This window comes from Rhodococcus sp. NS-SX18 (genome assembly GCF_057367935.1).
The window spans coordinates 49,188-69,617 of record NZ_CM170633.1; the positions used below are offsets into that span (position 1 = coordinate 49,188).

Genomic DNA, 20,430 nt, shown 5'->3' on the forward strand with positions numbered 1-20,430 from the left:
GGGGCGGGTTCGGTGAACTCCGTCCGCGCCGGACCGCGAACACGTATCGAAAAGCGTTGTAGTACAGGTGGATACAATGACGCCGACGGAGTGTCACGTCCGCGGCGGCGCGAGTCGCAGCACGGCGTCGCGCAGGGCCGTCCCGCGTTCGGCGGTCGCCACCCGGCTCGCGGCGTACGACGCCCGCACGAGGAGCCGGGTGGTGCGGCGCCGCGCCCGGTCGTAGCGGACGAGCGCTTCGGGCACCTCGAACCGGGCGAGCAGCTCCGCGAGGGTGGCCGCGTCGACGATCGCCTCGCAGGCGCCGCGGCCGAGATTGGGCGTCATGGCATGGGCGGCGTCGCCGAGCAGCGCGACGTTGCCGCGCACGTACGACGGCAGCGGCGGGGACTGGTAGATCTCGTGGTGGAGCACGGTTGCGGGGTCCAGACGGTCGAGTACGTCGCGCACGGCCGGATGCCACTCGCCGAACCGGGCGGCGAGGTCGTCGGCGCCGCCGGTGGTGCCGACGGGCGCGCGGACCGCGGCGAACCAGTTGATCAGGCCGCCCTCGCGGGGAGTGATCCCGAAGAGTGCGCCCGCGCCCCATGTTTCGGTCGCGGTGTCCGCGGTGCCGTCGACCCAGCCGCGCCAGGCCGCGAGGCCCGCGTGGACGGGCCGGTGACCCGGGCCGAAGAGTGTGTCGCGGGTCTGGCTGCCCAGGCCGTCCGCGCCGATCACGACGTCGTAGCCGCCGAGCTCGGTCAGTGGCGGGGCGGGCCGGCCGAGCCGCAGCACCTCGCCGGGCAGACTCGCGGCGAGCAGACCCAGCAGTGCCGGTCGCGAGAGCAGTACGGCCGGCCGCCGGGTGCGCATCGTCGCGAGCGGGCGTCCGTCGGGCCGGACGATCGCGCCGCGGTCCAGGGCGACGCCACGGAGCTCGACGGCGCCGGCGAGCCCTGCCGAAGCGAGAGCGTCGAGTGCGGCCGGCCACATCCCCAGTGCTGTCCCGGTGGCCGGCAACGCGGGGGAGCGCTCGAACACGTCGACGTGCCAGCCCCGCCGGACGAGTGCGTTCGCTGCGGTGAGCCCACCGATGCCTCCGCCGAGGACCGCGGCCTTTCCGCTGTTGCTGCTGGTCATGATGTCAATCTACTACGGATGTAGTGCCGTGTCACTACTGTTGTAGTGTCGAGAGGTGACCGACAAACGTGCCGCGGTCCTCGACGCCGCGATCGAGCTGCTCGGCCGGGAGGGGTTGCGCGGGCTCACCCATCGCGGCGTCGACGCGGTCGCCGGCGCGCCGGCCGGTTCCACCTCGAACTACTTCCGCACGCGCCGCGCCCTGCTCGAGGGCGTCCTCGACCGTCTCGTCGAGCGCGACCGGTCCGACATCGCCGCCCTGGGGGGTGGAAACCTCCCGCGCACCGAGGACGAACTCGTCGACGTGCTCGCGGGATACGTGATGTTCGCGACAGGTCCCGATGCACTGCGTACCCGGGCCCGGTTCGCCCTGTTCGTCGAGGCCACCGCCTCGCCGTCGCTGCGACGGTCCGTGCAGCGACGGCGCGACGAACTGCAGGGCATGGGGCTCACGGTGCTCGCCGCTCTCGGCTCCGCGGATCCCGCCGGCGGGTCACGCATCCTCGCCGACCACCTCGACGGGATGATCCTGCACCGGCTGACCTCGGAGAATGCGGATTCCGACCCGCGCGACGACCTCCGCCGGCTGGTGCGCGCGCTGCGGTGACGCCGGGTGCCGCATGGGCCTGCGTCAACCGCGTGTTAACGGGCGGTCACCGGGTCGTTAGGGATGGATAGGATAGCCTTGGTTGCGTCGTCCCCCAGCGGCTGACATATCGTTGTATGCAACACGGTGGACACACGACGTCCAAGCCGACCGGGAGATCCGGCCCGAGCTGCCTAAAAATGGCACCCGCATCGTCGCGGAAGGGCGGATACTGAACGGTGATCGGTGCCGATCCACCAGGTGTCGGTACTTGCTCACGCAAGTAGATGGCCATCAGCGCTGCTGGTCGTCGCTGCAGTCAAACGCAACGAAGGCTAGGTATGAAGCATCTTCCCGGGCCGCAAGGGCTCTACCACCCGGCGAACGAGCACGACGCCTGTGGTGTCGCATTCGTCGTCGACATGCATGGTCGCCGCAGCCGGGACATCGTGGAGAAAGCGATCACCGCGCTGGTGAACCTCGAGCACCGCGGTGCCGCGGGTTCCGAGTCGAACACCGGCGACGGTGCCGGCATCCTCATCCAGGTTCCGGACCGCTACCTCCGTGAGGTCGTCGACTTCGACCTGCCGCCGGCCGGCTTCTACGCCACCGGTATCGCGTTCCTGCCCCAGGACGAGAAGGCTGCCGACGAAGCCGTCGCCGCCGTCGACGCGATCGTCGCCGAGGAGGGCCTGCAGGTCCTCGGCTGGCGCGAGGTTCCCGTCGATCCCTCCGACCTGGGCACGCTGGCGAAGCAGGCCATGCCGAGCTTCCGTCAGATCTTCCTCACCTCGCCCGACCGCACCCTCGGCGGACTCGACCTCGAGCGCCGGGCCTACGTGGTCCGCAAGCGCACCGAGCACGAGCTCGGCAGCAAGGGCGCCGGCCAGGACGGCCCCGGCAGCGAGACCGTGTACTTCCCCAGCCTCTCGGCGTCGACCTTCGTGTACAAGGGCATGCTCACCACGCCGCAGCTCGAGGGCTTCTACCGCGATCTGCAGGACGAGCGCGTCGAGTCGGCACTGGGCCTGGTGCACTCGCGCTTCTCCACCAACACCTTCCCGTCGTGGCCGCTGGCGCACCCGTTCCGCCGCGTCGCCCACAACGGCGAGATCAACACCGTCACCGGCAACGCCAACTGGATGCGTGCCCGCGAGGCGCTCATCGATTCCGACGTGTTCGGCGGCCGGGAGAAGCTCGACAAGATCTTCCCGGTCTGCACCGAGGGCGCGTCCGACACCGCCCGCTTCGACGAGGTGCTCGAGCTCCTGCACCTCGGCGGCCGCAGCCTGCCGCACGCCGTGCTCATGATGATCCCCGAGGCGTGGGAGCGGCACGAGTCCATGGACCCGGCCCGCCGCGCGTTCTACGAGTACCACGCGGCACTGATGGAGCCGTGGGACGGCCCGGCGTCGGTGTGCTTCACCGACGGCACCGTCGTCGGCGCCGTCCTCGACCGCAACGGCCTGCGCCCGTCGCGGGTGTGGGTCACCGAGGACGGCCTCGTCGTCATGGCCTCCGAGGTGGGCGTGCTCGACATCGAGCCGCAGAAGGTCGTGCGCAAGCTGCGCATGCAGCCCGGCCGCATGTTCCTCGTCGACACCTCGCAGGGCCGCATCATCGACGACGAGGAGATCAAGAGCGCCCTCGCCGCCGAGCACCCCTACCAGGAGTGGATCGACCAGGGCATCGCCCGGCTCGAGGATCTGCCCGAGAGCAAGTACACCTACATGTCGCACGAGCGGGTCGTGCTGCGGCAGCAGGTGTTCGGGTACACCAGCGAAGAGGTCAACCTGCTCGTCAAGCCGATGGCGGCGACGGGTGGTGAGGCGCTCGGTTCGATGGGCACCGACACTCCCATCGCGGTGCTCTCCTCGCGTCCGCGCATGCTCTTCGACTACTTCTCGCAGTTGTTCGCGCAGGTCACCAACCCGCCGCTCGACGCGATCCGCGAAGAGGTCGTCACCAGCCTCGGCGGCATGCTCGGCCCCGAGGGCGACCTGCTGAATCCCACCGCCGAATCGTGCCGGCAGATCCTGATCTCGGCCCCGGTCATCGACAACGACGACCTGCAGAAGCTGATCCACGTCAACGACGACGGAAAGTTCCCCGGCTTCAACAGCGTCATCGTCCGCGGTCTGTACCCCGTCGCCGAGGGCGGCGAGGGTCTGCGCCGCGCGCTCGAGAACATCCGCGCCCAGGTCTCCGAGGCCATCGACAAGGGCGCTCGCCTGATCGTGCTCTCGGACCGGGAGTCCGACGAGAACCTCGCCCCGATCCCGTCGCTGCTGCTCACCTCGGCGGTGCACCACCACCTCGTCCGCGAGAAGACCCGCACCAAGGTGGGGCTGCTGGTCGAGGCCGGCGACGCCCGCGAGGTGCACCACATCGCCGCGCTGTGCGGTTTCGGTGCGGCCGTGGTGAATCCGTACATGGCCTTCGAGACCATCGACGAGCTGCTGCAGAACGGCGACCTGCCGGACGGCATCACCCTCGACAAAGCCCTCGCGAACTACATCAAGGCCGCGTCCAAGGGCGTGCTCAAGGTGATGTCCAAGATGGGCATCTCCACCCTCGCCTCCTACACCGGTGCGCAGCTGTTCCAGGTGATCGGCCTGTCGCAGGAGATCGTCGACGAGTACTTCACCGGGATGCAGTCGCAGCTCGGCGGCATCGGCCTCGACGAGATCGCCCAGGACGTCGCCGCCCGGCACTCGCTCGCCTTCATGGACCGTCCCTCCGAGCACGCCCACCGCGAGCTCGAGGTCGGCGGCGAGTACCAGTGGCGCCGGGAGGGCGAGTACCACCTGTTCAACCCGGACACGGTGTTCAAGCTCCAGCACGCCACCCGCACCGGGCAGTACTCGATCTTCAAGGAGTACACCAAGCTCGTCGACGACCAGTCGGAGCGGCTCGCGTCGCTGCGCGGCCTGTTCCAGTTCCGTACGGGAGAGCGCCCGGCGGTGCCGCTCGAGGAGGTCGAGCCGGCCAGCGAGATCGTCAAGCGGTTCTCGACGGGCGCGATGAGCTACGGCTCGATCTCCGCGGAGGCACACGAGACCCTCGCGATCGCGATGAACCGTCTCGGCGGCCGCTCGAACTCCGGTGAGGGCGGCGAACATCCGGACCGCTTCACCCCCGACGAGAACGGTGACTGGCGGCGCTCGGCGATCAAGCAGGTCGCCTCCGGCCGGTTCGGTGTCACCGCGCACTACCTGACCAACTGCACCGACATCCAGATCAAGATGGCGCAGGGCGCCAAGCCGGGTGAGGGTGGCCAGCTGCCGCCGCACAAGGTGTACCCGTGGGTCGCCGAGGTGCGTGGCTCGACGCCGGGTGTGGGTCTGATCTCGCCCCCGCCGCACCACGACATCTACTCGATCGAGGATCTCGCGCAGCTGATCCACGACCTGAAGAACGCCAACCCGCAGGCCCGCATCCACGTGAAGCTGGTCTCCGAGATCGGCGTCGGCACCGTCGCCGCGGGCGTGTCGAAGGCGCATGCCGACGTGGTGCTGATCTCCGGTCACGACGGCGGCACCGGCGCGTCCCCGCTGACCTCGCTCAAGCACGCGGGTGCGCCGTGGGAGCTCGGTCTCGCCGAGACGCAGCAGACGCTGCTGCTCAACGGTCTGCGCGACCGCATCGTCGTGCAGGTGGACGGGCAGATGAAGACCGGCCGCGACGTCGTCGTCGCCGCCCTGCTCGGCGGTGAGGAATTCGGTTTCGCCACCGCTCCGCTGGTGGTGTCCGGTTGCATCATGATGCGCGTGTGCCATCTCGACACCTGCCCGGTGGGTGTGGCAACGCAGAATCCGGTGCTGCGCAAGCGATTCACCGGCAAGCCGGAGTTCGTCGAGAACTTCATGCTCTACGTCGCCGAAGAGGTGCGCGAGTACCTGGCCGAGATGGGCTTCCGCACCCTCGACGAGGCGATCGGGCGTGTCGACATGCTCGACACCACCAAGGCCGTCGACCACTACCGTGCCTCGAAGCTGGACCTGTCGCCGCTGCTCGAGCAGACTCGTTCGCCGATCTTCTGCGAGCAGGACCTGCACTGCACCAAGGAACAGGACCACGCGCTGGACAAGGCGCTCGACAACGAGCTCATCACCCAGGCTCGGCCGGCTCTCGAGTCGGGTACGCCGGTGACGATCGAGACCAAGATCGCCAACGTCAACCGCACCGTCGGCACCATGCTCGGTCACGAGCTCACCAAGGTGTACGGCGGGGAAGGTTTGCCGGACAATACGATCGACATCACGTTCACCGGTTCGGCCGGCAACAGCTTCGGCGCGTTCGTGCCCAAGGGCATCACGCTGCGGCTGTTCGGCGACGCCAACGACTTCGTCGGCAAGGGCCTGTCCGGCGGTCGGATCGTCGTCCGCCCGCCGCTCAACGCGGCGCTGGGCTTCGTCGCCGAGGACAACATCGTCGCCGGCAACGTGATCCTGTTCGGTGCCACCAGTGGCGAGGCCCTCATCCGCGGCGTGGCGGGTGAGCGGTTCGCGGTACGTAACTCGGGTGCCACGGCCGTCGTCGAGGGTGTCGGCGACCACGGCTGCGAGTACATGACCGGTGGCAAGGTCGTCATCCTGGGCAAGACCGGCCGCAACTTCGGCGCCGGCATGTCGGGCGGCGTCGCGTTCGTGTACAACCCGGACCGCGACTTCGAGGCGAACCTGAACACCGAGCTGGTCGACCTCGAGGACCTCGAGGGCGAGGACTTCCTCTGGCTCAAGGGCGCCATCGAGCGCCATCGTGACGAAACGGGCTCCGAGGTTGCAGCCCGCATCCTGGCCGACTGGTCGCAGCAGGTCAGCCACTTCGCGAAGGTCATGCCTCGCGATTACAAGAAGGTACTCATGGCTATCAAGGACGCCGAGATTCGAGGCGCGAACGTGGACGAGGCGATCATGGAGGCCGCTCGTGGGTGATCCAAGCGGCTTCCTCAAGCACGGCTCGCGGGAGACGCCGGTTCGCCGGCCCGTTCCGCTGCGGCTGCTCGACTGGAAGGAGGTGTACGAGCCGTTCCCGCTCGACACCCTCCAGGTCCAGGCCAGCCGCTGCATGGACTGCGGTATCCCGTTCTGCCACAACGGTTGTCCTCTCGGAAACCTGATTCCCGAGTGGAACGACCTTGCCTACAAGGGCAAATGGGACGACGGCATCGAACGTCTGCACGCCACCAACAACTTCCCGGAGTTCACCGGCCGGCTGTGCCCCGCGCCGTGTGAGGCCTCCTGCGTCCTGGGCATCAATCAGGATCCGGTGACCATCAAGCAGGTCGAGGTCGAGCTCATCGAGAAGGCCTTCGACGAGGGCTGGGTCGCACCGGTCATGCCGTCGAAGCTGACGGGCCGGAAGGTCGCGGTCGTCGGCTCCGGTCCAGCGGGTCTGGCTGCGGCGCAGCAGCTCACCCGCGCCGGCCACGCGGTGACCGTGTTCGAGCGCGAGGACCGCATCGGTGGTCTCCTGCGCTACGGCATCCCCGAGTTCAAGATGGAGAAGGCCGTCATCGATCGCCGTCTGGCGCAGATGGAGGCCGAGGGAACCGTCTTCGAGACGGGCGTGAACGTCGGTGTCGACATCACCGCCGATCAGCTGCGCGAGCAGTTCGACGCGGTCGTGCTCGCCGGTGGTGCCACCGAGGCTCGTGACCTGCCGATTCCGGGGCGTGAGCTCGACGGCATCCACCAGGCGATGGAGTTCCTGCCGATCGCCAACCGGGTGCAGCTCGGCGACCTGCCGGAGCCGACCATCACGGCGAAGGGCAAGAAGGTCGTCATCATCGGTGGCGGTGACACCGGCGCCGACTGCCTCGGTACCTCGCACCGTCAGGGCGCGGCCAGCGTGCACCAGTTCGAGATCATGCCGCGCCCGCCGGAGGAGCGCGCCGAATCGACGCCGTGGCCGACCTACCCGCTGATGTACCGGGTGTCCTCCGCGCACGAGGAGGGCGGCGAGCGCGTGTTCTCCGTCAACACCGAGGAATTCGTCGGCAAGGACGGCAAGGTTGCCGCCCTGAAGGCGCACGAGGTGCAGATGGTGAACGGCCGCTTCGAGAAGGTCGACGGGACCGACTTCGAGCTCGAAGCCGACCTGGTGCTCCTGGCCATGGGCTTCGTCGGCCCCGAGAAGCCGGGCCTGCTCACCGACCTCGGCGTGGACCTCAACGAGCGCGGCAACGTCGCCCGCTCGACGGAGTGGGCCACCAACGTCGACGGCGTCTTCGTCGCCGGTGACATGGGCCGTGGTCAGTCGCTCATCGTGTGGGCCATCGCGGAGGGTCGTTCCTGCGCGGCGGCGGTCGATCGGTACCTCGAGGGCGCAACGGTGCTCCCTTCGCCGATCACCACCACCACGATGCCGCAGCGCTGAGCGCTCGAGTGTGGCAGCGCTGAGCGCTCGATTGCGGCAGCGCTGAGCGCTCGGGGCGCGTCCGCCGGAAATCCGGTGGGCGCGCCCTTCCCGTTTCGTCCGTTCGGGACGGTTCGCGCGTTATGGTCGTGCGCATGGGTCACCGCATCACGAGACGATCACTTGCGGCGGGCATCCTCGGCGCCGGCACCGTGGCGGCCCTGGGTGCCGCCCCTGCCGGCGCGCAGGTCCCCGGCGAGTGTGTGCGCAACGTCGGCGGTGCCGTGACCGTCGACGGCGTTCCGCAGGCGCCGCCCGTGGTCGGGTACGACGGCCTTCGGGTCCTCGGAGTCGATGGGGGAGCGGGTAATTCGTGCATCACCAACCTGGGGCCTGGGGGCGTGACCGTGTCCGTGCCGCCGCGCCCGGCCGCCGCTGCGACGCCGTCCGGAGCACCGGTCGAGATGCGCGTGGAGGGCGGTAACGGCAACGTCGCGGTCACCAACCTCGGCGTCGGTACGGTGACTGTCGACCGTGACCGGGTCCTGGCGGGTCCGCCCCCGGCTGCGCCGAGTCCGGCGGCCTCACCGCTCGCGGATCTCACCCCGGAACTCACGCTCGACGCCGGGACGGACGGTGTCTACGTGACGAACATCGGTGCCGGACAAGTGACGATCGCGGACCACGATGCGGCGGCCGGTCCGCTGCCGCCGGAGGTGCTGCCTCCCGGTGTCGTGGTCACGGATCCGTTGACCGGCAACGTCTTCGTCACCAACATCGGGGATTCGGCGGTGACCGTCGTGGACCGTCCGGGGCAGCTGCAACGGGTCGTCGATCGCGGCACCGTGGGGACGGCAGTCGACTACGGGGCGGGGAACGTGTTCGTCACCAACATCGGTGGGGGAGCGGTGACCGTCCTGCGGGAGTAAAGAAGGTCTCCCGTCTCGTTCATCTCTGTGTCATATTGCATGTGCATCATTTCGTGACGACGTCGAGATCGGCAGGAGACCTCAGGGGGCTGCGGTGAGGCTGAGAAGTGCATTGACGCTGGTGGCGGTCGCCGCGGCCACCGTAGTGGGGTCGGTGGTGTCGGCTCCTGCGGTCCAGGCAGATCCGGCCGGGTGCCCGTCGCTCCAGGTCGTCGCCGTGCCGGGCACGTGGGAAACCTCGAACACGCCCGCACCGCAGCGAGGCAACGGCATGCTTGCGGCGGTCACCTCCGGACTTCCCGCCGGGACCCGGGTCGACTACGTCCGGTACGCCGCGACGGCCTTCCCGTGGGAGGGCGACGTCTACGGCGTGTCGCGGCAGCAGGCCGTCGACAATGCCCGCGGGATCATTGCCGCCACCGCGGCCGCGTGTCCCGAGGCACGGTTCGCGCTCGTCGGCTACAGCCAGGGCGCCGACGCGGCCGGCGATCTCGCTGCCGAGATCGGCACCGGTTTCGGTGTGGTCCCGCCGCATCGGCTCGCCGCGGTCGGCCTGCTCTCCGACCCCCGTCGGTCCGAGGCGGACATCCTGATCGGACCGCCCGTCGCGGGTAACGGCGCCGGCGGTCCCCGCATCGGCGGATTCGGGTTCGTCAGCGGCGACGTCCGCACCTTCTGCGCCGTGGGCGACCTGTACTGCTCGACACCCAAGGACGATTTCGTCACCCGCGCTGCGGGTTTCCTCGCGATGGCCTCCGGGGGCGACCCGTCCGCCATCGACCGGTACCGTGCCGAGGCCGACGCGATCTACCTGGACCTGATGAGCGCGGGCGGGCTGCCCATCCTGCAGTCCCAGCTCACCGAGCAGGCCAACGACGAGCGCGAGATCAAGATCCGACAGTTCTACGAGTCGCAGATCCACCAGGACTACACGAATTACGCCGTCGAGCCGAACGGCATCTCGGCGACGACGTGGCTGCGGAACTGGCTGGCGTCCAAGGTCTGACGGTGCGTCGCGAGCCGGGACGCACGGTCACGCGCGAGGCTCAGGTGTTCGGTTCGAAGCGAGCACCGAATCGCATCGCCTCCGGGGCGAGCCGGCTCACCCACCGCAGGGTCTTCGCTTCCGGCGTCACGGTCACCAGCGCGCGGTTGTGCCGCACCGCGGCGACGATCGCCTCGCCGACCTTGTACGGCGGGTAGCTGCGCGTGCGGTACAGCGCCGTGACCCGCTCGCGGAGCGTGCGCTGCTCCGGTACGCCGAGGCCCACCATCTCGGCACCGGGAACCAGGTTCGTGCCCACGAGCCCCGGACAGATCGCGCTCACGCCGATCCCGTGGACCATCAGTTCGGCCCGCAGGCACTCGGTGAACATCAGGACCGCGGCCTTGCTCGTCGAGTAGGCGACGAGTCTCTTCTGCGGGGTGAACGCCGCCGCCGAGGCGACATTGACGATGTGACCCCCGGTGCCGCGCTCGAGCATCTGGTCTCCGAACGCCCGGCACCCGTACACCACGCCCCAGAAGTTGACGTCCATGACGTGCTCGAATGTCTGCTGCGGTGTGGCGGTGAACGTGCCGATCACGCCGATCCCGGCGTTGTTGACGACCACGTCCGGCACGCCGTGCTGGGAACGGACCGTCGCGGCGAACCGCCGCACCTGCTCCTCGTCGGCGACGTCGAGTTCGTAGGCGTGCGCGCCGCCACCGAAGACCGCTCGCGAGCCGCCGCCGCCGGGGACGGGCGCGTTGAGCATCTCGGCGGTCTCGCGGGCGGTGTCGACGTTGCGGTCGGCGACCACGACGATCGCTCCCGCGTCGGAGAACGCCCGGGCCGTCGCGCGGCCGATGCCGCTGCCCGCCCCGGTGACCACGACGAGCGTCCCGGTCAGGTCGTGCAGACGCTGATGTACCACCGTCCCTGCGCGCCATCGACGCATCTCCGCGAGCCGCGATCTCATGGGCTACATCTTCCTCGTCCGAGCCGCTCGTGCACGGCAACCGCACGCGGTACCGTCGAGCAATGACGGAACTGCGTGTGGTGGCAACCATTCCGGCGAAGCCCGGTTCGGAGGACGCGGTGCGCGGCGCGCTGGTGGCGCTGGCCGCGGCGAGCCGCGACGAGGACGGCTGCGTCTCGTACGAGCTGTTCGAATCCGGCTCGGCGCCCGGCACATTCGTGACGGTCGAGGTCTGGTCGGGTCAGGAGGCGCTCGACGCACACATGACCTCCCGACATGTCACGTCCGCCCTGGCGACGGTGGGGGAGCATCTCGCGTCCGCTCCGGTGATCCATCCGCTCACGGCCGTCGCGTAGCCGCGCCGGCCGGTCATCGCTCCCCGGATTCCTGGCCCGACACGTCGCGGGCCGGTACGACGACGGTGCTCAGCAGTCGTCGGCGCCGGCCCGGACCGGGCCCCAGCTCGAGGTAGCGCGTCAGCAACTGCCGCATCTCGGTGACCAGGGCGAGAGCCTCCTCGTCGCTCAGATCGAGGGCTGCCTGCCGGTATCCGACGACGTCCTCGGCCAAATCCCGCCGCGCCGGGTCGTCGAGGTACGCGTCGAAGTCGGCGAGCAGCTGCGCGGTGAAGGCGAGAAAGGCGCGCCGATGGTCCTCGGTGCTCATCGCCGCCGCCTCCTGTCCGTCTATGTGCGCGCGTTCGGCAACGAGACGGTAGGTGCGTTCGACCGCGCCGCGGACGCGGCGCTGCGCGACGACTTCGAGGACTCCGGCACCGGTGAGGGTCGCGATCTGCCGGTAGAGGGTGGCGGCGGGGACGTCGTCGACGAGGGCACGTAGCTGCGCGGTGGTGGCGGTGCGGTCGCCGAGCAGTGCCTGGACGATCCGCAGGCGCACAGGATGCAACAACAGTTCCGCGGTGGTCATGTCTCCTCCCACGCGTCAATGCTCTCATGATTGACATTGTTCTCAACAATGAGAACAATGAGAGTCATGACGACGCTCAGCATCGACCACGGAACCCTGACACTGCGCTTCACGCGCTTCGAGAAGATCGCGGGACTGATCCGCGACGTCGACGTCCCCCTGGATGCCGTCCGAGACGTCGAGGTCCACGTCGACGGTCTCGCCGCGACGCGAGGAATGCGCGCTCCCGGGCTCGGGCTGCCGGGCGTCCGCAAGATCGGCACCTGGCGCGCGCGGGGTCGCAACGAACTCGTCGCCGTGCGGCGCGGGCAGCCCGCCCTGCGCATCGAACTATCGGGGCACAAGCGCGACGCCCTGGTCATCGGCGTGGACGACGCCGAGCGGTGGGCCGAGCGGCTGCGAACCCGCGCGGCGCGCGCCTGATCTCACCCGTTCTCGACGTCGGTGGACGGGCCCTCGTCGGTGGCACCGCCTTCCCCGGCCCACTCGGCCGGATCGGACAGGACGTCGTCGTCGGCACCTCGGGAGCCGCTGTCGGTGTCTGCGGTGGCAGGGTCGCCGTCGCCGTCGGGTCGGGTCATGTCGCCTCCTGAATCGATGGTGTAAGGCGGGCCGGTCGCCCCGCCTGCGTGGGCTCGGTGTGCCCGTACGCGAGTACACCCGGCGGTGCCGCACCGGAACTCACCCGATGCGGCCCCGGACCGGTATGCGTCCGGGCGCTAGAGGGAGTGCTTGCCCTCGGTCGGAGGCGGGACGATCGGTGCGCCCGCGGCCGGGGGAGTCACAGCCGGTCCGCCCCCGGCGGCGTCGGGAGCCATGTTGCCGCCACCCGAGATGTTCGCCTTCTCGGCGGCCTTCTTCGCCAGGTCACCGGCCTTCTCCTGTACCTGGGGCGCCTTCTCCTGCACGGTCTCCTTCGCTTCGGTGACCTTCTGCTGCACCTCGGGCTTGTTCCACAGCTGAACGGACTGATCGCGCATCTTCTCGTAGGTCTCACGCCCGGCCCTGGTGCCCAGCACGAAGCCCAAGGCGGCACCGGCGGCGAAGGTCAGAGCTCTCATCATGGCAATCTCCTGCTCGTCGAATCTCGGGGCCCGGCGTCGTCGACGCCGGGCGGTGGTCGCGGCCCGACGGCTACCTACCGCCCGGCTGCTACGCCCTCGCGGCGGCCGCCTCGTCGCGGTTCCGCCCACGTCGTACCGATACCCGGATCCGAGCCGGTTCACACCGGTTACAGCGAACGGATCAGACGCGCAGCATGTCGCGCACGTGCCCGGTCTCGTTGACCGAGGCCGCCCGCCGGGCACCGGTGCGGGAGACGAGGATGCGGGTCACCGACGTGTACTCGATGGGGAACATCAGCGGCCGGTCGAGTCCGAGCAGGTCCTGGAGCAGAACGTTGACGACACCGCCGTGAACGAACACGGCGACGGTGTCGTCGTGCGCGCAGGTGTCGACAATGTGCTCGGTGGCGGCGAGCACGCGGGTGCGGAATTCGTCCGCATCCACGAAGTCGGGTAGGTGACCTGCGCGGATGCGTGCTACGGCATCCGGGGCGAGTTCCTGCGCGAGGTGGAACGGAATGTAGTGGTCGAGGTGGTAGTCGTACTCCGCCAGGCCCTCGAGCTGGGTGACGGGGAGCCCACGGGCCTCGGCGAGTGGCGCGGCGGTCTCCAGGGCGCGGCGTTGCGGGCTGCTGAACACCCGCGCGATCCGGTAGGGCTCGAGTGCGGCGGGCAGCCGCGCGGCCTGCGCGCGGCCCTCGTCGGTCAGCGACGGGTCGGCGCGTCCCTCGCTGACCCGGGAGATCTCGGGTAGGGCGTGTCGAATCAGGAGAAGCTGCACGTCACCACGATCGCACGGCGACCGATCGCGCGCTCGGTCGGCCCGGTGTTTCACGTGAAACCGGCACTCACCGCCGTGCGCGGGGCTTGGCGAGGGGGAAGGCGAGGGACTCGCGGATGCTGCCGCCCGTGATCAGCATGACGATCCGGTCGACCCCCATCCCGAGACCCCCGGTGGGCGGCATGGCGTGCTCGAGCGCCTGCAGGAAGTCCTCGTCGAGTTCCATCGCCTCCTCGTCGCCCCCCGCGGCGAGCAGCGACTGCTCGGTGAGCCGCGCCCGCTGATCGATCGGGTCGGTCAGTTCGCTGTACGCCGTCCCCAGCTCGATTCCCCACGCGACGAGGTCCCACTTGGCGGCGACGAGCTCTTTGGTGGGGTGCGGGCGGGTGAGCGGGGAGACCGACGTGGGGAAGTCGGTGTAGAAGGTGGGGAACTCGGTGCGGGATTCGACGAGGTGCTCGTACATCTCCTGCGCCGTCGCACCGGCATCCCACTCGGGGTTGTACGGGATCTCGTGCTCGTCGCACAGCCGGCGCAACTCCTCGACGGGGGTCTGCGCGTCGATCTCGGTGCCGAGCGCCTCCGAGACCGCCCCGTGGAACGTCTTCACCGGCCACTCGCCGGAGATGTCGACCTCGACGGGCGTCCCGTCGGGGCCGGGCCGGACGATCACCTCACGTCCGTGTGCCGCGACGGCCGCGGCCTGGATCAGCTCGCGGGCCAGCACCCGCATGACCTCGTAGTTCGCGTGTGCCTCGTAGGCCTCGAGAATGGTGAACTCCGGGTTGTGCTTGAAGTCCGCACCCTCGTTGCGGAACACCCGGCCGATTTCGAAGACCCGTTCCATGCCTGCCACACACAGACGTTTGAGGTACAGCTCGGGTGCGATCCGCAGGTACAGGTCGAGGTCGTAGGCGTTGATGTGGGTGGTGAAGGGGGCCGCGTTGGCGCCGCCGTGCACGGGCTGCAGGATCGGGGTCTCCACCTCGAGGTAGCCCCGCGCCTGCAGCTCATCGCGCAGCGACCGCACCACCGCGCTGCGGGCCGCGAGCAACCGGCGCGCGGTGCGGTTGATCGCGAGGTCGACGTACCGCTGCCGCACCCGGGCCTCCGGATCGGTCAGGCCGCGCCACTTGTCGGGCAGCGGGTGCAGGCACTTGCCGTCGAGCCGCCAGTCCTCCGCGAGCACCGAGAGCTCGCCGCTGCGGCTGCGGCCCGTCACCCCACTCACCTCGACGAGGTCGCCGAGGTCGAACACGAACCGACGCCTGCCGACGCGGCTGCGGTCGACCAGGATCTGCACGTCCCCCGACCAGTCCCGCACCACCGCGAACAGCACGCCGCCGAAGTCGCGGAGCCGCAGGATACGACCGGCGATCCGCACTGCGGTGCCCTCGGGGGCGGCCAGGGCCGCCGCGCAGGTGTGCGACGGCGGGTTCGCCACCGGATACGGGTCGACGCCCATCTCGACGAGCCGTTCGAGCTTCGCCATCCGCACCCGCACCTGCTCCGGACGGCGGGGGCCGGTGCGCGACTCCGGCGCCGGCAGGGCGGCGGGGGTGCTGCCGTCCTCCCGCAGCATGCCGGTCTCGACGAGCGCCGGAGGAGCGGACGTCTGGGTTCCGGTGTGGCGGCGGGCGCTCCGCTCCCGGCCGAAGCTGGGCAACGTGAGGAAGCCCTCGGCGATCGCCGACGCGATCCCGACCCGGGGCAGCACCCGGTTGTCCGCGAAGCACAGGAACCGGGGCACCCACTCGGGCTGGTACTTCACGTTCGATCGGTACAGCGCCTCGAGTTGCCACCAGCGGGAGAAGAACACCAGTACCGAACGCCACAGCCGCAGCACCGGACCGGCGCCGATCCGTGCGCCCTCCTCGAACACCGAGCGGAACACCGCGAAGTTCAACGAGATCCGGGTGATCCCGAATTCGCCGCCGTGGGCGGCGAGTTCCGAGACCATCATCTCCACGACGCCGTTGGGGGCCTGCGGATTCCGCCGCATCAGGTCGAGCGACACGCCGTCGGCTCCCCACGGGACGAGGGACAGCAACGCCACCACCTCGCCGTGGACCGTCGCCTCCACGAGCAGGCACTGCCCGTCGAGCGGATCACCGAGCCGCCCGAGCGCCATCGAGAATCCGCGTTCGGTCTCGGTGTCGCGCCAGTCGTCGGAAAGGCGTATCGCCTGCGCCATTTCGGCCTCCGGAACATCCCGGTGCCGGCGGATGCGCACCGTCACGCCCTGCTTGTGCGCACGCGTCACCGCTTGGCGTACGGGCCGCATCTCCCGGCCGGACAGCGAGAACCCCGTGGTGTGGAGAACGGCCTCGTCACCCAGTTGCAGGACCGTCAGACCGGCCCGGCGATAGGCGGTGGCACCGGCCTCGCTCGCCCCCATCACCGCCGGAGCCCAGCCGTATCCCCGGGCGAGCGCGAGCCACTCGTCGATTGCGTGCGGCCACGCCTCCGGATTTCCGATGGGATCGCCACTGGCGAGACACACGCCGACCTCCACGCGGTAGGTCACCGCGGCCTTACCGCTGGGCGCGAAGACCACCGCCTTGTCGCGGCGGGTCGCGAAGTAGCCCAGCGAATCGTCGCCGTTCCGCTCGAGCAGCCCCCGGATGGCGGACTCGTCGTTCCCGGTCAGCGCGTTGGTCGCCCGTTGCGACCGGAACAGCACGATCACGGCCGCGATCAGCGCCAGCGCCCCCAGCAGGCCGAGCAGGGTGTTGACCAATCCGTGTGGGCGCCCGCTGAACTGATCGTTGTCGAGCAGGGACAGGGCGGTGACCCGGTTGACCGCCCACAGCAACCGCTCGTCGGGCGGCAGGGTGCCGGGAAACAGTTCCACCAGGCCCCACCCGATCAGGGTCCCGGCGGCCAGGCCGGCGACGAGGACACCCAGCGATTTCCACACCGCGCCGCGCCGGACCCGCGTGTAGAACTCCGGGTACGCCGCGAGCAGGATCCCCACCACCGCGACCTGTACCACGAGAGCGATCGCCGCGTCGATGTCGCGCTCCGACACCGCCACGTACCCGTTGTAGATCGCGAATCCGGCCAGGTACACGGTGAGGATCCACCATGCGATCCGCTTGCGGCTGGCCAGGGCCGCCGCGAGCAGACCGAGCACCAGTGCATACGACAGGCTGGTGTCGGGAGCGTCGAACAGGTAGGTGTCGACGTATTCGCGTGGGGTGTGGACGAAGTAGCGCAGGGTGGGGGAGATGGACCACAGTGCCACCGCGAAGGCGAAGATCCCGAGGGTCAGGCCCGCCACGTGCGGGACCGAGTTCAGGCGGCCGCGGGGCCGGGCAGACAGGTGGGGGTGCGCCGCAGGTGCCGCAGCAACGTCCGCTGACATGCGTCGACGGTAGCGCCGCACAGGACCTCGTGCTGCTCGGAACCGACAATTCGGTGTGAATCCGTCGTGCTACCCGCCCTGGCGCTCGGACCGTCGGCGTCGTCTCGTGCAGTCTGTCTCAAGGTTCGAAGCGGTATCCCATCCCCGGTTCGGTGAGCAGATGCCGGGGATGGGCAGGGTCCGGCTCGAGTTTGCGCCGCAGCTGCGTGAGATACACCCGTAGGTAATGGGTCTGGGTGGTGTAGGACGGTCCCCACACCTCTTCGAGCAGTTCTCGCTGACCGACGAGCTTTCCGCGGTTGCGCACCAGTACCTCGAGCATCCCCCACTCGGTGGGAGTCAGGTGAACCGGTGCGCCGTCGCGAGTGACCTTCTTCGCGGCGAGGTCGACGGTGAAGTCGTCGGTGTCGATCGTCGGTTCGGTCGTGCCCGAGATGGTGCCGGCTCGGCGGGCCGCGGCGCGGATGCGGGCAAGGAACTCCTCCATCCCGAACGGCTTCGTGACGTAGTCGTCGGCCCCGGCATCGAGTGCGGCGACCTTGTCGAGGGCATCGGTGCGTGCCGAGAGGACGATGACCGGGGCCGTGCACCAGCCGTGCAGCCCGGCGAGCACCTCGATCCCGTCGAGGTCGGGCAGTCCGAGGTCGAGGACGATCACATCGGGACGCTGCTGGGCGGCGGCCCGCAGGGCGGAGCGTCCGTCGCCGGCGGTGATCACCTCGTACCCCCGGGCGGTGAGGTTGATGCGCAATGCACGCAGGATCTGAGGTTCGTCGTCGACGACGAGTATGCGGGTCATCGCGGCACCCGCGGCCGAGCGGACGCGAGTTCGACGACCATGGTCGTCCCGCCGCCGGGCGTCTCGGTGGTGGTGACGGTTCCGCCCATCGCTTCGGCGAATCCTCGCGCGACGCTCATCCCGAGCCCGGCCCCGCCGCTGCTGCGGTGGTCCCCGGTTCGGGGGAAGACGTTGCCGGCGTCTCCGAATCCGGGGCCGCAGTCCGCGATGGTGACGGTGGTGCGGTCGCCGGAAGTGACGGCACCGACCCGGATCGGACCGGTGGGTGCGTAACGCAGGGCATTGTCGAGAAGGTTGGCCAGGACTCGTTCGAGCAGTCCGCTGTCCGCCTCGATCATCGTGTCGCCGACGTCGACCTCGAGTCGTTCCCGCACCCGGCGGGCGGCGTCGGACCCGCCGCTCGTGAGTGTGACCACGGCCCGGTGCAGCACCTCGTCGAGGTAGAGCGGCTGCAGGACGGGCGTGACGACCCCGGCGGCGAGCCGGGAGGAGTCGAGCAGGTTCGATACGAGGGCGGTGAGCTGGTCGGTGGATTCCTCGATCGTCGCGAGCAGTTCCGCGGTGTCCTCGGGGGAGAATTGGACGTCGGTGCTGCGCAGACTGGACACGGCGGCCTTGACGGCGGCGAGCGGGGTGCGCAGGTCGTGGCCCACCGCCGACAGCAACAGCCGCCGCAGACGGTCGGTTTCGGCCAGGGCCGCAGCTTTCCCCGCTTCGGCGGTGAGTTCGTCCTGGCGGATCAGCCCGGCGATCTGCCCGGTGACCGCGGTGAGGATCCGGCGGTCGCGGGGTCGCAATCCTGGGCCGGACAGCAGCAGCGCGAATCGGCCGTCGTCGATCTCGCACACGGTATCGGCCTCGTCGACGGAGCCGGGCGGGGTGGTTCCGGTGCGGTCGACGACGTGGCGGTGGCCGTTCTCGGAACGCAGGATCGCGACGCCGGACTGCCCGTAGGTTTCGCGGACCTTGTCGAGCAGGCCATGGACGTTCGCGCCGCGCAGCACAGCGCCGGCGAACAGGGCGAGCAGTTCGGCCTCCTGGGCGGCGAGCCGCGCCTCGCGGGCCCGGGCCGCGGCGGCGTCGACCAGCGCGGCGACCGCCACGGCGACGACGAGCAGCACGACGGTGGTGACGAAGTTGTCCGGTTCGGCAATGGTGAAGCTGTACCGCGGTTCGGTGAAGAAGAAGTTGAGCAGCAGGCCGGACAGCAGGGCTGCGACGACGGCCGGACCGATTCCGCCGAACAGCGCGACGGCCAGCACGACGACGAAGAACAACGCGTTCTGGCCGGCTACCCCGGTGAGGCGGTCGATCACGGCCATCAGCGCGGTCGCGACGAGGGGGATGACGACTGCCGCGATCCAGGACTGCAGTCGCCGATCGTGGCGGCCCAGCAGCGCCATCTTCGGCCCCCGGGCCGTGTGCTCGTGGGTCACCATGTGCACGTCGATCTTGCCGGAGTCGCGGACGACCGCCGCCCCGATGCCCTCGTCGAGGATGCGTGCCCACCGCGCGCGCCGCGACGTGCCGAGCACGAGCTGGGTTGCGTTCACCTCCCGCGCGAAGTCGAGCAGCGTGGTGGGCACGTCGTCGCCGACGACGCTGTGCAGGCTGGCGCCCAGACTCGCGGCGAGGGTCCGGACCTTCCCCATCTGCGGCGCCGAGACACCGGTGAGGCCGTCGCCGCGGACGACGTGCACGACCATCAGCTCCGCGCTCGCCTTGGCGGCGATGCGGCTGGCCCGGCGCACCAGGGTCTCCGATTCGGGCCCGCCGGTGACGGCGACGACGACCCGCTCGCGGGCCTCCCACGTGTCGGTGATGGCGTGTTCGCCGCGGTACTTCGCGAGCGCGAGGTCGACCTGATCGGCAAGCCACAGCAGGGCGATCTCGCGCAGGGCGGTCAGGTTGCCTTCGCGGAAGTAGTTGCGCAGCGCGGCGTCGACCTTCTCCGGCGCGTAGACGTTGCCGTGCGCGAGACGCCGCTGCAGCGCCTGCGGGGTGATGTCGACGAGCTCGACCTGGTCGGCACTCCGTACGACGTCGTCGGGCACGGTCTCGCGTTGTACCACGCCGGTGATCTGTTCGACGACGTCGTTGAGGGACTCGAGGTGCTGGATGTTGACCGTGGACAGGACGTCGATACCCGCGTCGAGCAGTTCCTCGACATCCTGCCAGCGCTTGGGGTTTCGGCTGCCCGGCACGTTGGTGTGGGCGAGCTCGTCGACGAGGGCGACCGCCGGCCGGCGGGCCAGCACGGCGTCGAGGTCGAGTTCGTCGAACACGGTGTCGCGGTATGTCATCCGCCGTGGCGGGACGATCTCGAGGCCGGCCAGCTGCTCGGTGGTGCGTGCACGCCCGTGCGTGTTCACGATCGCCACCACCACGTCGGTACCTCGGGCGATCCGCCGATGGGCCTCGCCCAGCATGGCGAAGGTCTTGCCGGCCCCGGGGGCGGCGCCGAGATAGATCCGGAGCCGTCCCCGCCGTGGCGAGGCGGGGACGGCTGCGTCCGAGGTCGAGTTCACGGGGCC

At 69.8% G+C, this 20,430-nt stretch carries 16 protein-coding genes; 7 read left to right on the forward strand and 9 right to left on the reverse strand.

Annotated elements, in window-relative coordinates; translation table 11 throughout:
- Positions 1-93 precede the first annotated feature (93 nt).
- Positions 94-1,122, reverse strand: coding sequence for an FAD-dependent monooxygenase (locus tag AC2IPW_RS00235; RefSeq protein ID WP_486375982.1), 1,029 nt, complete (start codon positions 1,120-1,122; stop codon positions 94-96).
- A 55-nt stretch (positions 1,123-1,177) separates the two neighbouring features.
- Between AC2IPW_RS00235 and AC2IPW_RS00240 the strand changes: the two genes are divergently transcribed.
- The 5 genes from AC2IPW_RS00240 (at position 1,178) to AC2IPW_RS00260 (ending at position 10,003) form a co-directional block, all read left to right on the forward strand.
- Complete coding sequence (locus tag AC2IPW_RS00240; protein WP_003936603.1) at positions 1,178-1,729, forward strand: TetR/AcrR family transcriptional regulator; 552 nt, start codon at positions 1,178-1,180, stop codon at positions 1,727-1,729.
- Positions 1,730-2,049: 320 nt separating this feature from the next.
- The gene (gltB, locus tag AC2IPW_RS00245) at positions 2,050-6,645 is read left to right on the forward strand and encodes a glutamate synthase large subunit (protein ID WP_486375983.1); all 4,596 of its coding nucleotides are present in this window, start codon (positions 2,050-2,052) and stop codon (positions 6,643-6,645) included.
- Positions 6,638-8,089, forward strand: a complete 1,452-nt coding sequence (locus tag AC2IPW_RS00250; RefSeq protein ID WP_450120493.1) for a glutamate synthase subunit beta — start codon at positions 6,638-6,640, stop codon at positions 8,087-8,089. Before gltB ends, AC2IPW_RS00250 begins: the two co-directional genes overlap by 8 nt.
- Positions 8,090-8,223: 134 nt before the next feature.
- A complete protein-coding gene (locus AC2IPW_RS00255) occupies positions 8,224-8,997 on the forward strand; it encodes a YncE family protein (RefSeq protein ID WP_486375984.1) in 774 nt (257 codons plus the stop codon).
- A gap of 94 nt (positions 8,998-9,091) precedes the next feature.
- Positions 9,092-10,003: a cutinase family protein gene (locus AC2IPW_RS00260; RefSeq protein WP_486375985.1), complete on the forward strand. Its 912-nt coding sequence runs from the start codon at positions 9,092-9,094 to the stop codon at positions 10,001-10,003.
- A 40-nt stretch (positions 10,004-10,043) separates the two neighbouring features.
- Here AC2IPW_RS00260 and AC2IPW_RS00265 read toward each other — a convergent pair whose 3' ends face one another.
- The gene (locus AC2IPW_RS00265) at positions 10,044-10,958 is read right to left on the reverse strand and encodes an SDR family NAD(P)-dependent oxidoreductase (protein WP_003936598.1); all 915 of its coding nucleotides are present in this window, start codon (positions 10,956-10,958) and stop codon (positions 10,044-10,046) included.
- A gap of 62 nt (positions 10,959-11,020) precedes the next feature.
- Between AC2IPW_RS00265 and AC2IPW_RS00270 the strand changes: the two genes are divergently transcribed.
- Positions 11,021-11,314, forward strand: a complete 294-nt coding sequence (locus tag AC2IPW_RS00270; RefSeq protein WP_054370876.1) for a putative quinol monooxygenase — start codon at positions 11,021-11,023, stop codon at positions 11,312-11,314.
- Between the two features lie 13 nt (positions 11,315-11,327).
- On the opposite strand, the gene AC2IPW_RS00275 is transcribed toward AC2IPW_RS00270, so the two are convergent.
- A complete protein-coding gene (locus tag AC2IPW_RS00275; RefSeq protein WP_371384516.1) occupies positions 11,328-11,885 on the reverse strand; it encodes a helix-turn-helix domain-containing protein in 558 nt (185 codons plus the stop codon).
- 66 nt (positions 11,886-11,951) lie between these two features.
- On the opposite strand from AC2IPW_RS00275, the gene AC2IPW_RS00280 reads away from it, so the two are divergent.
- Positions 11,952-12,308 (forward strand): hypothetical protein, encoded by a 357-nt coding sequence (locus AC2IPW_RS00280; protein ID WP_486375986.1) that lies wholly within the window; start codon positions 11,952-11,954, stop codon positions 12,306-12,308.
- Positions 12,309-12,310: 2 nt separating this feature from the next.
- On the opposite strand, the gene AC2IPW_RS00285 is transcribed toward AC2IPW_RS00280, so the two are convergent.
- The 6 genes from AC2IPW_RS00285 to AC2IPW_RS00310 all read right to left on the reverse strand — a co-directional run bounded on the left by AC2IPW_RS00285 (position 12,311) and on the right by AC2IPW_RS00310 (position 20,424).
- Positions 12,311-12,466 carry a hypothetical protein gene (locus AC2IPW_RS00285; protein ID WP_003936594.1) on the reverse strand — a complete coding sequence of 52 codons (156 nt, stop codon included), beginning with the start codon at positions 12,464-12,466 and terminating at the stop codon, positions 12,311-12,313.
- 138 nt (positions 12,467-12,604) lie between these two features.
- The gene (locus AC2IPW_RS00290; RefSeq protein WP_003936593.1) at positions 12,605-12,949 is read right to left on the reverse strand and encodes a YtxH domain-containing protein; all 345 of its coding nucleotides are present in this window, start codon (positions 12,947-12,949) and stop codon (positions 12,605-12,607) included.
- A 181-nt stretch (positions 12,950-13,130) separates the two neighbouring features.
- The gene (locus AC2IPW_RS00295) at positions 13,131-13,730 is read right to left on the reverse strand and encodes a histidine phosphatase family protein (RefSeq protein ID WP_054370878.1); all 600 of its coding nucleotides are present in this window, start codon (positions 13,728-13,730) and stop codon (positions 13,131-13,133) included.
- 67 nt (positions 13,731-13,797) lie between these two features.
- On the reverse strand, positions 13,798-17,097 hold the full coding sequence (gene lysX, locus AC2IPW_RS00300; protein ID WP_486375987.1) for a bifunctional lysylphosphatidylglycerol synthetase/lysine--tRNA ligase LysX: 3,300 nt from the start codon (positions 17,095-17,097) through the stop codon (positions 13,798-13,800).
- A gap of 118 nt (positions 17,098-17,215) precedes the next feature.
- On the reverse strand, positions 17,216-17,896 hold the full coding sequence (locus tag AC2IPW_RS00305; protein WP_003936590.1) for a response regulator: 681 nt from the start codon (positions 17,894-17,896) through the stop codon (positions 17,216-17,218).
- The gene (locus AC2IPW_RS00310) at positions 17,893-20,424 is read right to left on the reverse strand and encodes a sensor histidine kinase (RefSeq protein ID WP_486375988.1); all 2,532 of its coding nucleotides are present in this window, start codon (positions 20,422-20,424) and stop codon (positions 17,893-17,895) included. Before AC2IPW_RS00310 ends, AC2IPW_RS00305 begins: the two co-directional genes overlap by 4 nt.
- Between the last annotated feature and the right edge of the window lie 6 nt (positions 20,425-20,430).

Excerpts from the sequence above, each read along its gene's own strand:
- AC2IPW_RS00235 (WP_486375982.1), bottom strand. The coding sequence starts at position 1,122 with ATGACCAGCAGCAACAGCGGAAAGGCCGCGGTCCTCGGCGGAGGCATC.
- gltB (WP_486375983.1), top strand. The coding sequence starts at position 2,050 with ATGAAGCATCTTCCCGGGCCGCAAGGGCTCTACCACCCGGCGAACGAG.
- AC2IPW_RS00255 (WP_486375984.1), top strand. The coding sequence starts at position 8,224 with ATGGGTCACCGCATCACGAGACGATCACTTGCGGCGGGCATCCTCGGC.
- AC2IPW_RS00265 (WP_003936598.1), bottom strand. The coding sequence starts at position 10,958 with ATGAGATCGCGGCTCGCGGAGATGCGTCGATGGCGCGCAGGGACGGTG.
- AC2IPW_RS00270 (WP_054370876.1), top strand. The coding sequence starts at position 11,021 with ATGACGGAACTGCGTGTGGTGGCAACCATTCCGGCGAAGCCCGGTTCG.
- AC2IPW_RS00275 (WP_371384516.1), bottom strand. The coding sequence starts at position 11,885 with ATGACCACCGCGGAACTGTTGTTGCATCCTGTGCGCCTGCGGATCGTC.
- AC2IPW_RS00280 (WP_486375986.1), top strand. The coding sequence starts at position 11,952 with ATGACGACGCTCAGCATCGACCACGGAACCCTGACACTGCGCTTCACG.
- AC2IPW_RS00285 (WP_003936594.1), bottom strand. The coding sequence starts at position 12,466 with ATGACCCGACCCGACGGCGACGGCGACCCTGCCACCGCAGACACCGAC.
- AC2IPW_RS00290 (WP_003936593.1), bottom strand. The coding sequence starts at position 12,949 with ATGATGAGAGCTCTGACCTTCGCCGCCGGTGCCGCCTTGGGCTTCGTG.
- lysX (WP_486375987.1), bottom strand. The coding sequence starts at position 17,097 with ATGTCAGCGGACGTTGCTGCGGCACCTGCGGCGCACCCCCACCTGTCT.
- AC2IPW_RS00305 (WP_003936590.1), bottom strand. The coding sequence starts at position 17,896 with ATGACCCGCATACTCGTCGTCGACGACGAACCTCAGATCCTGCGTGCA.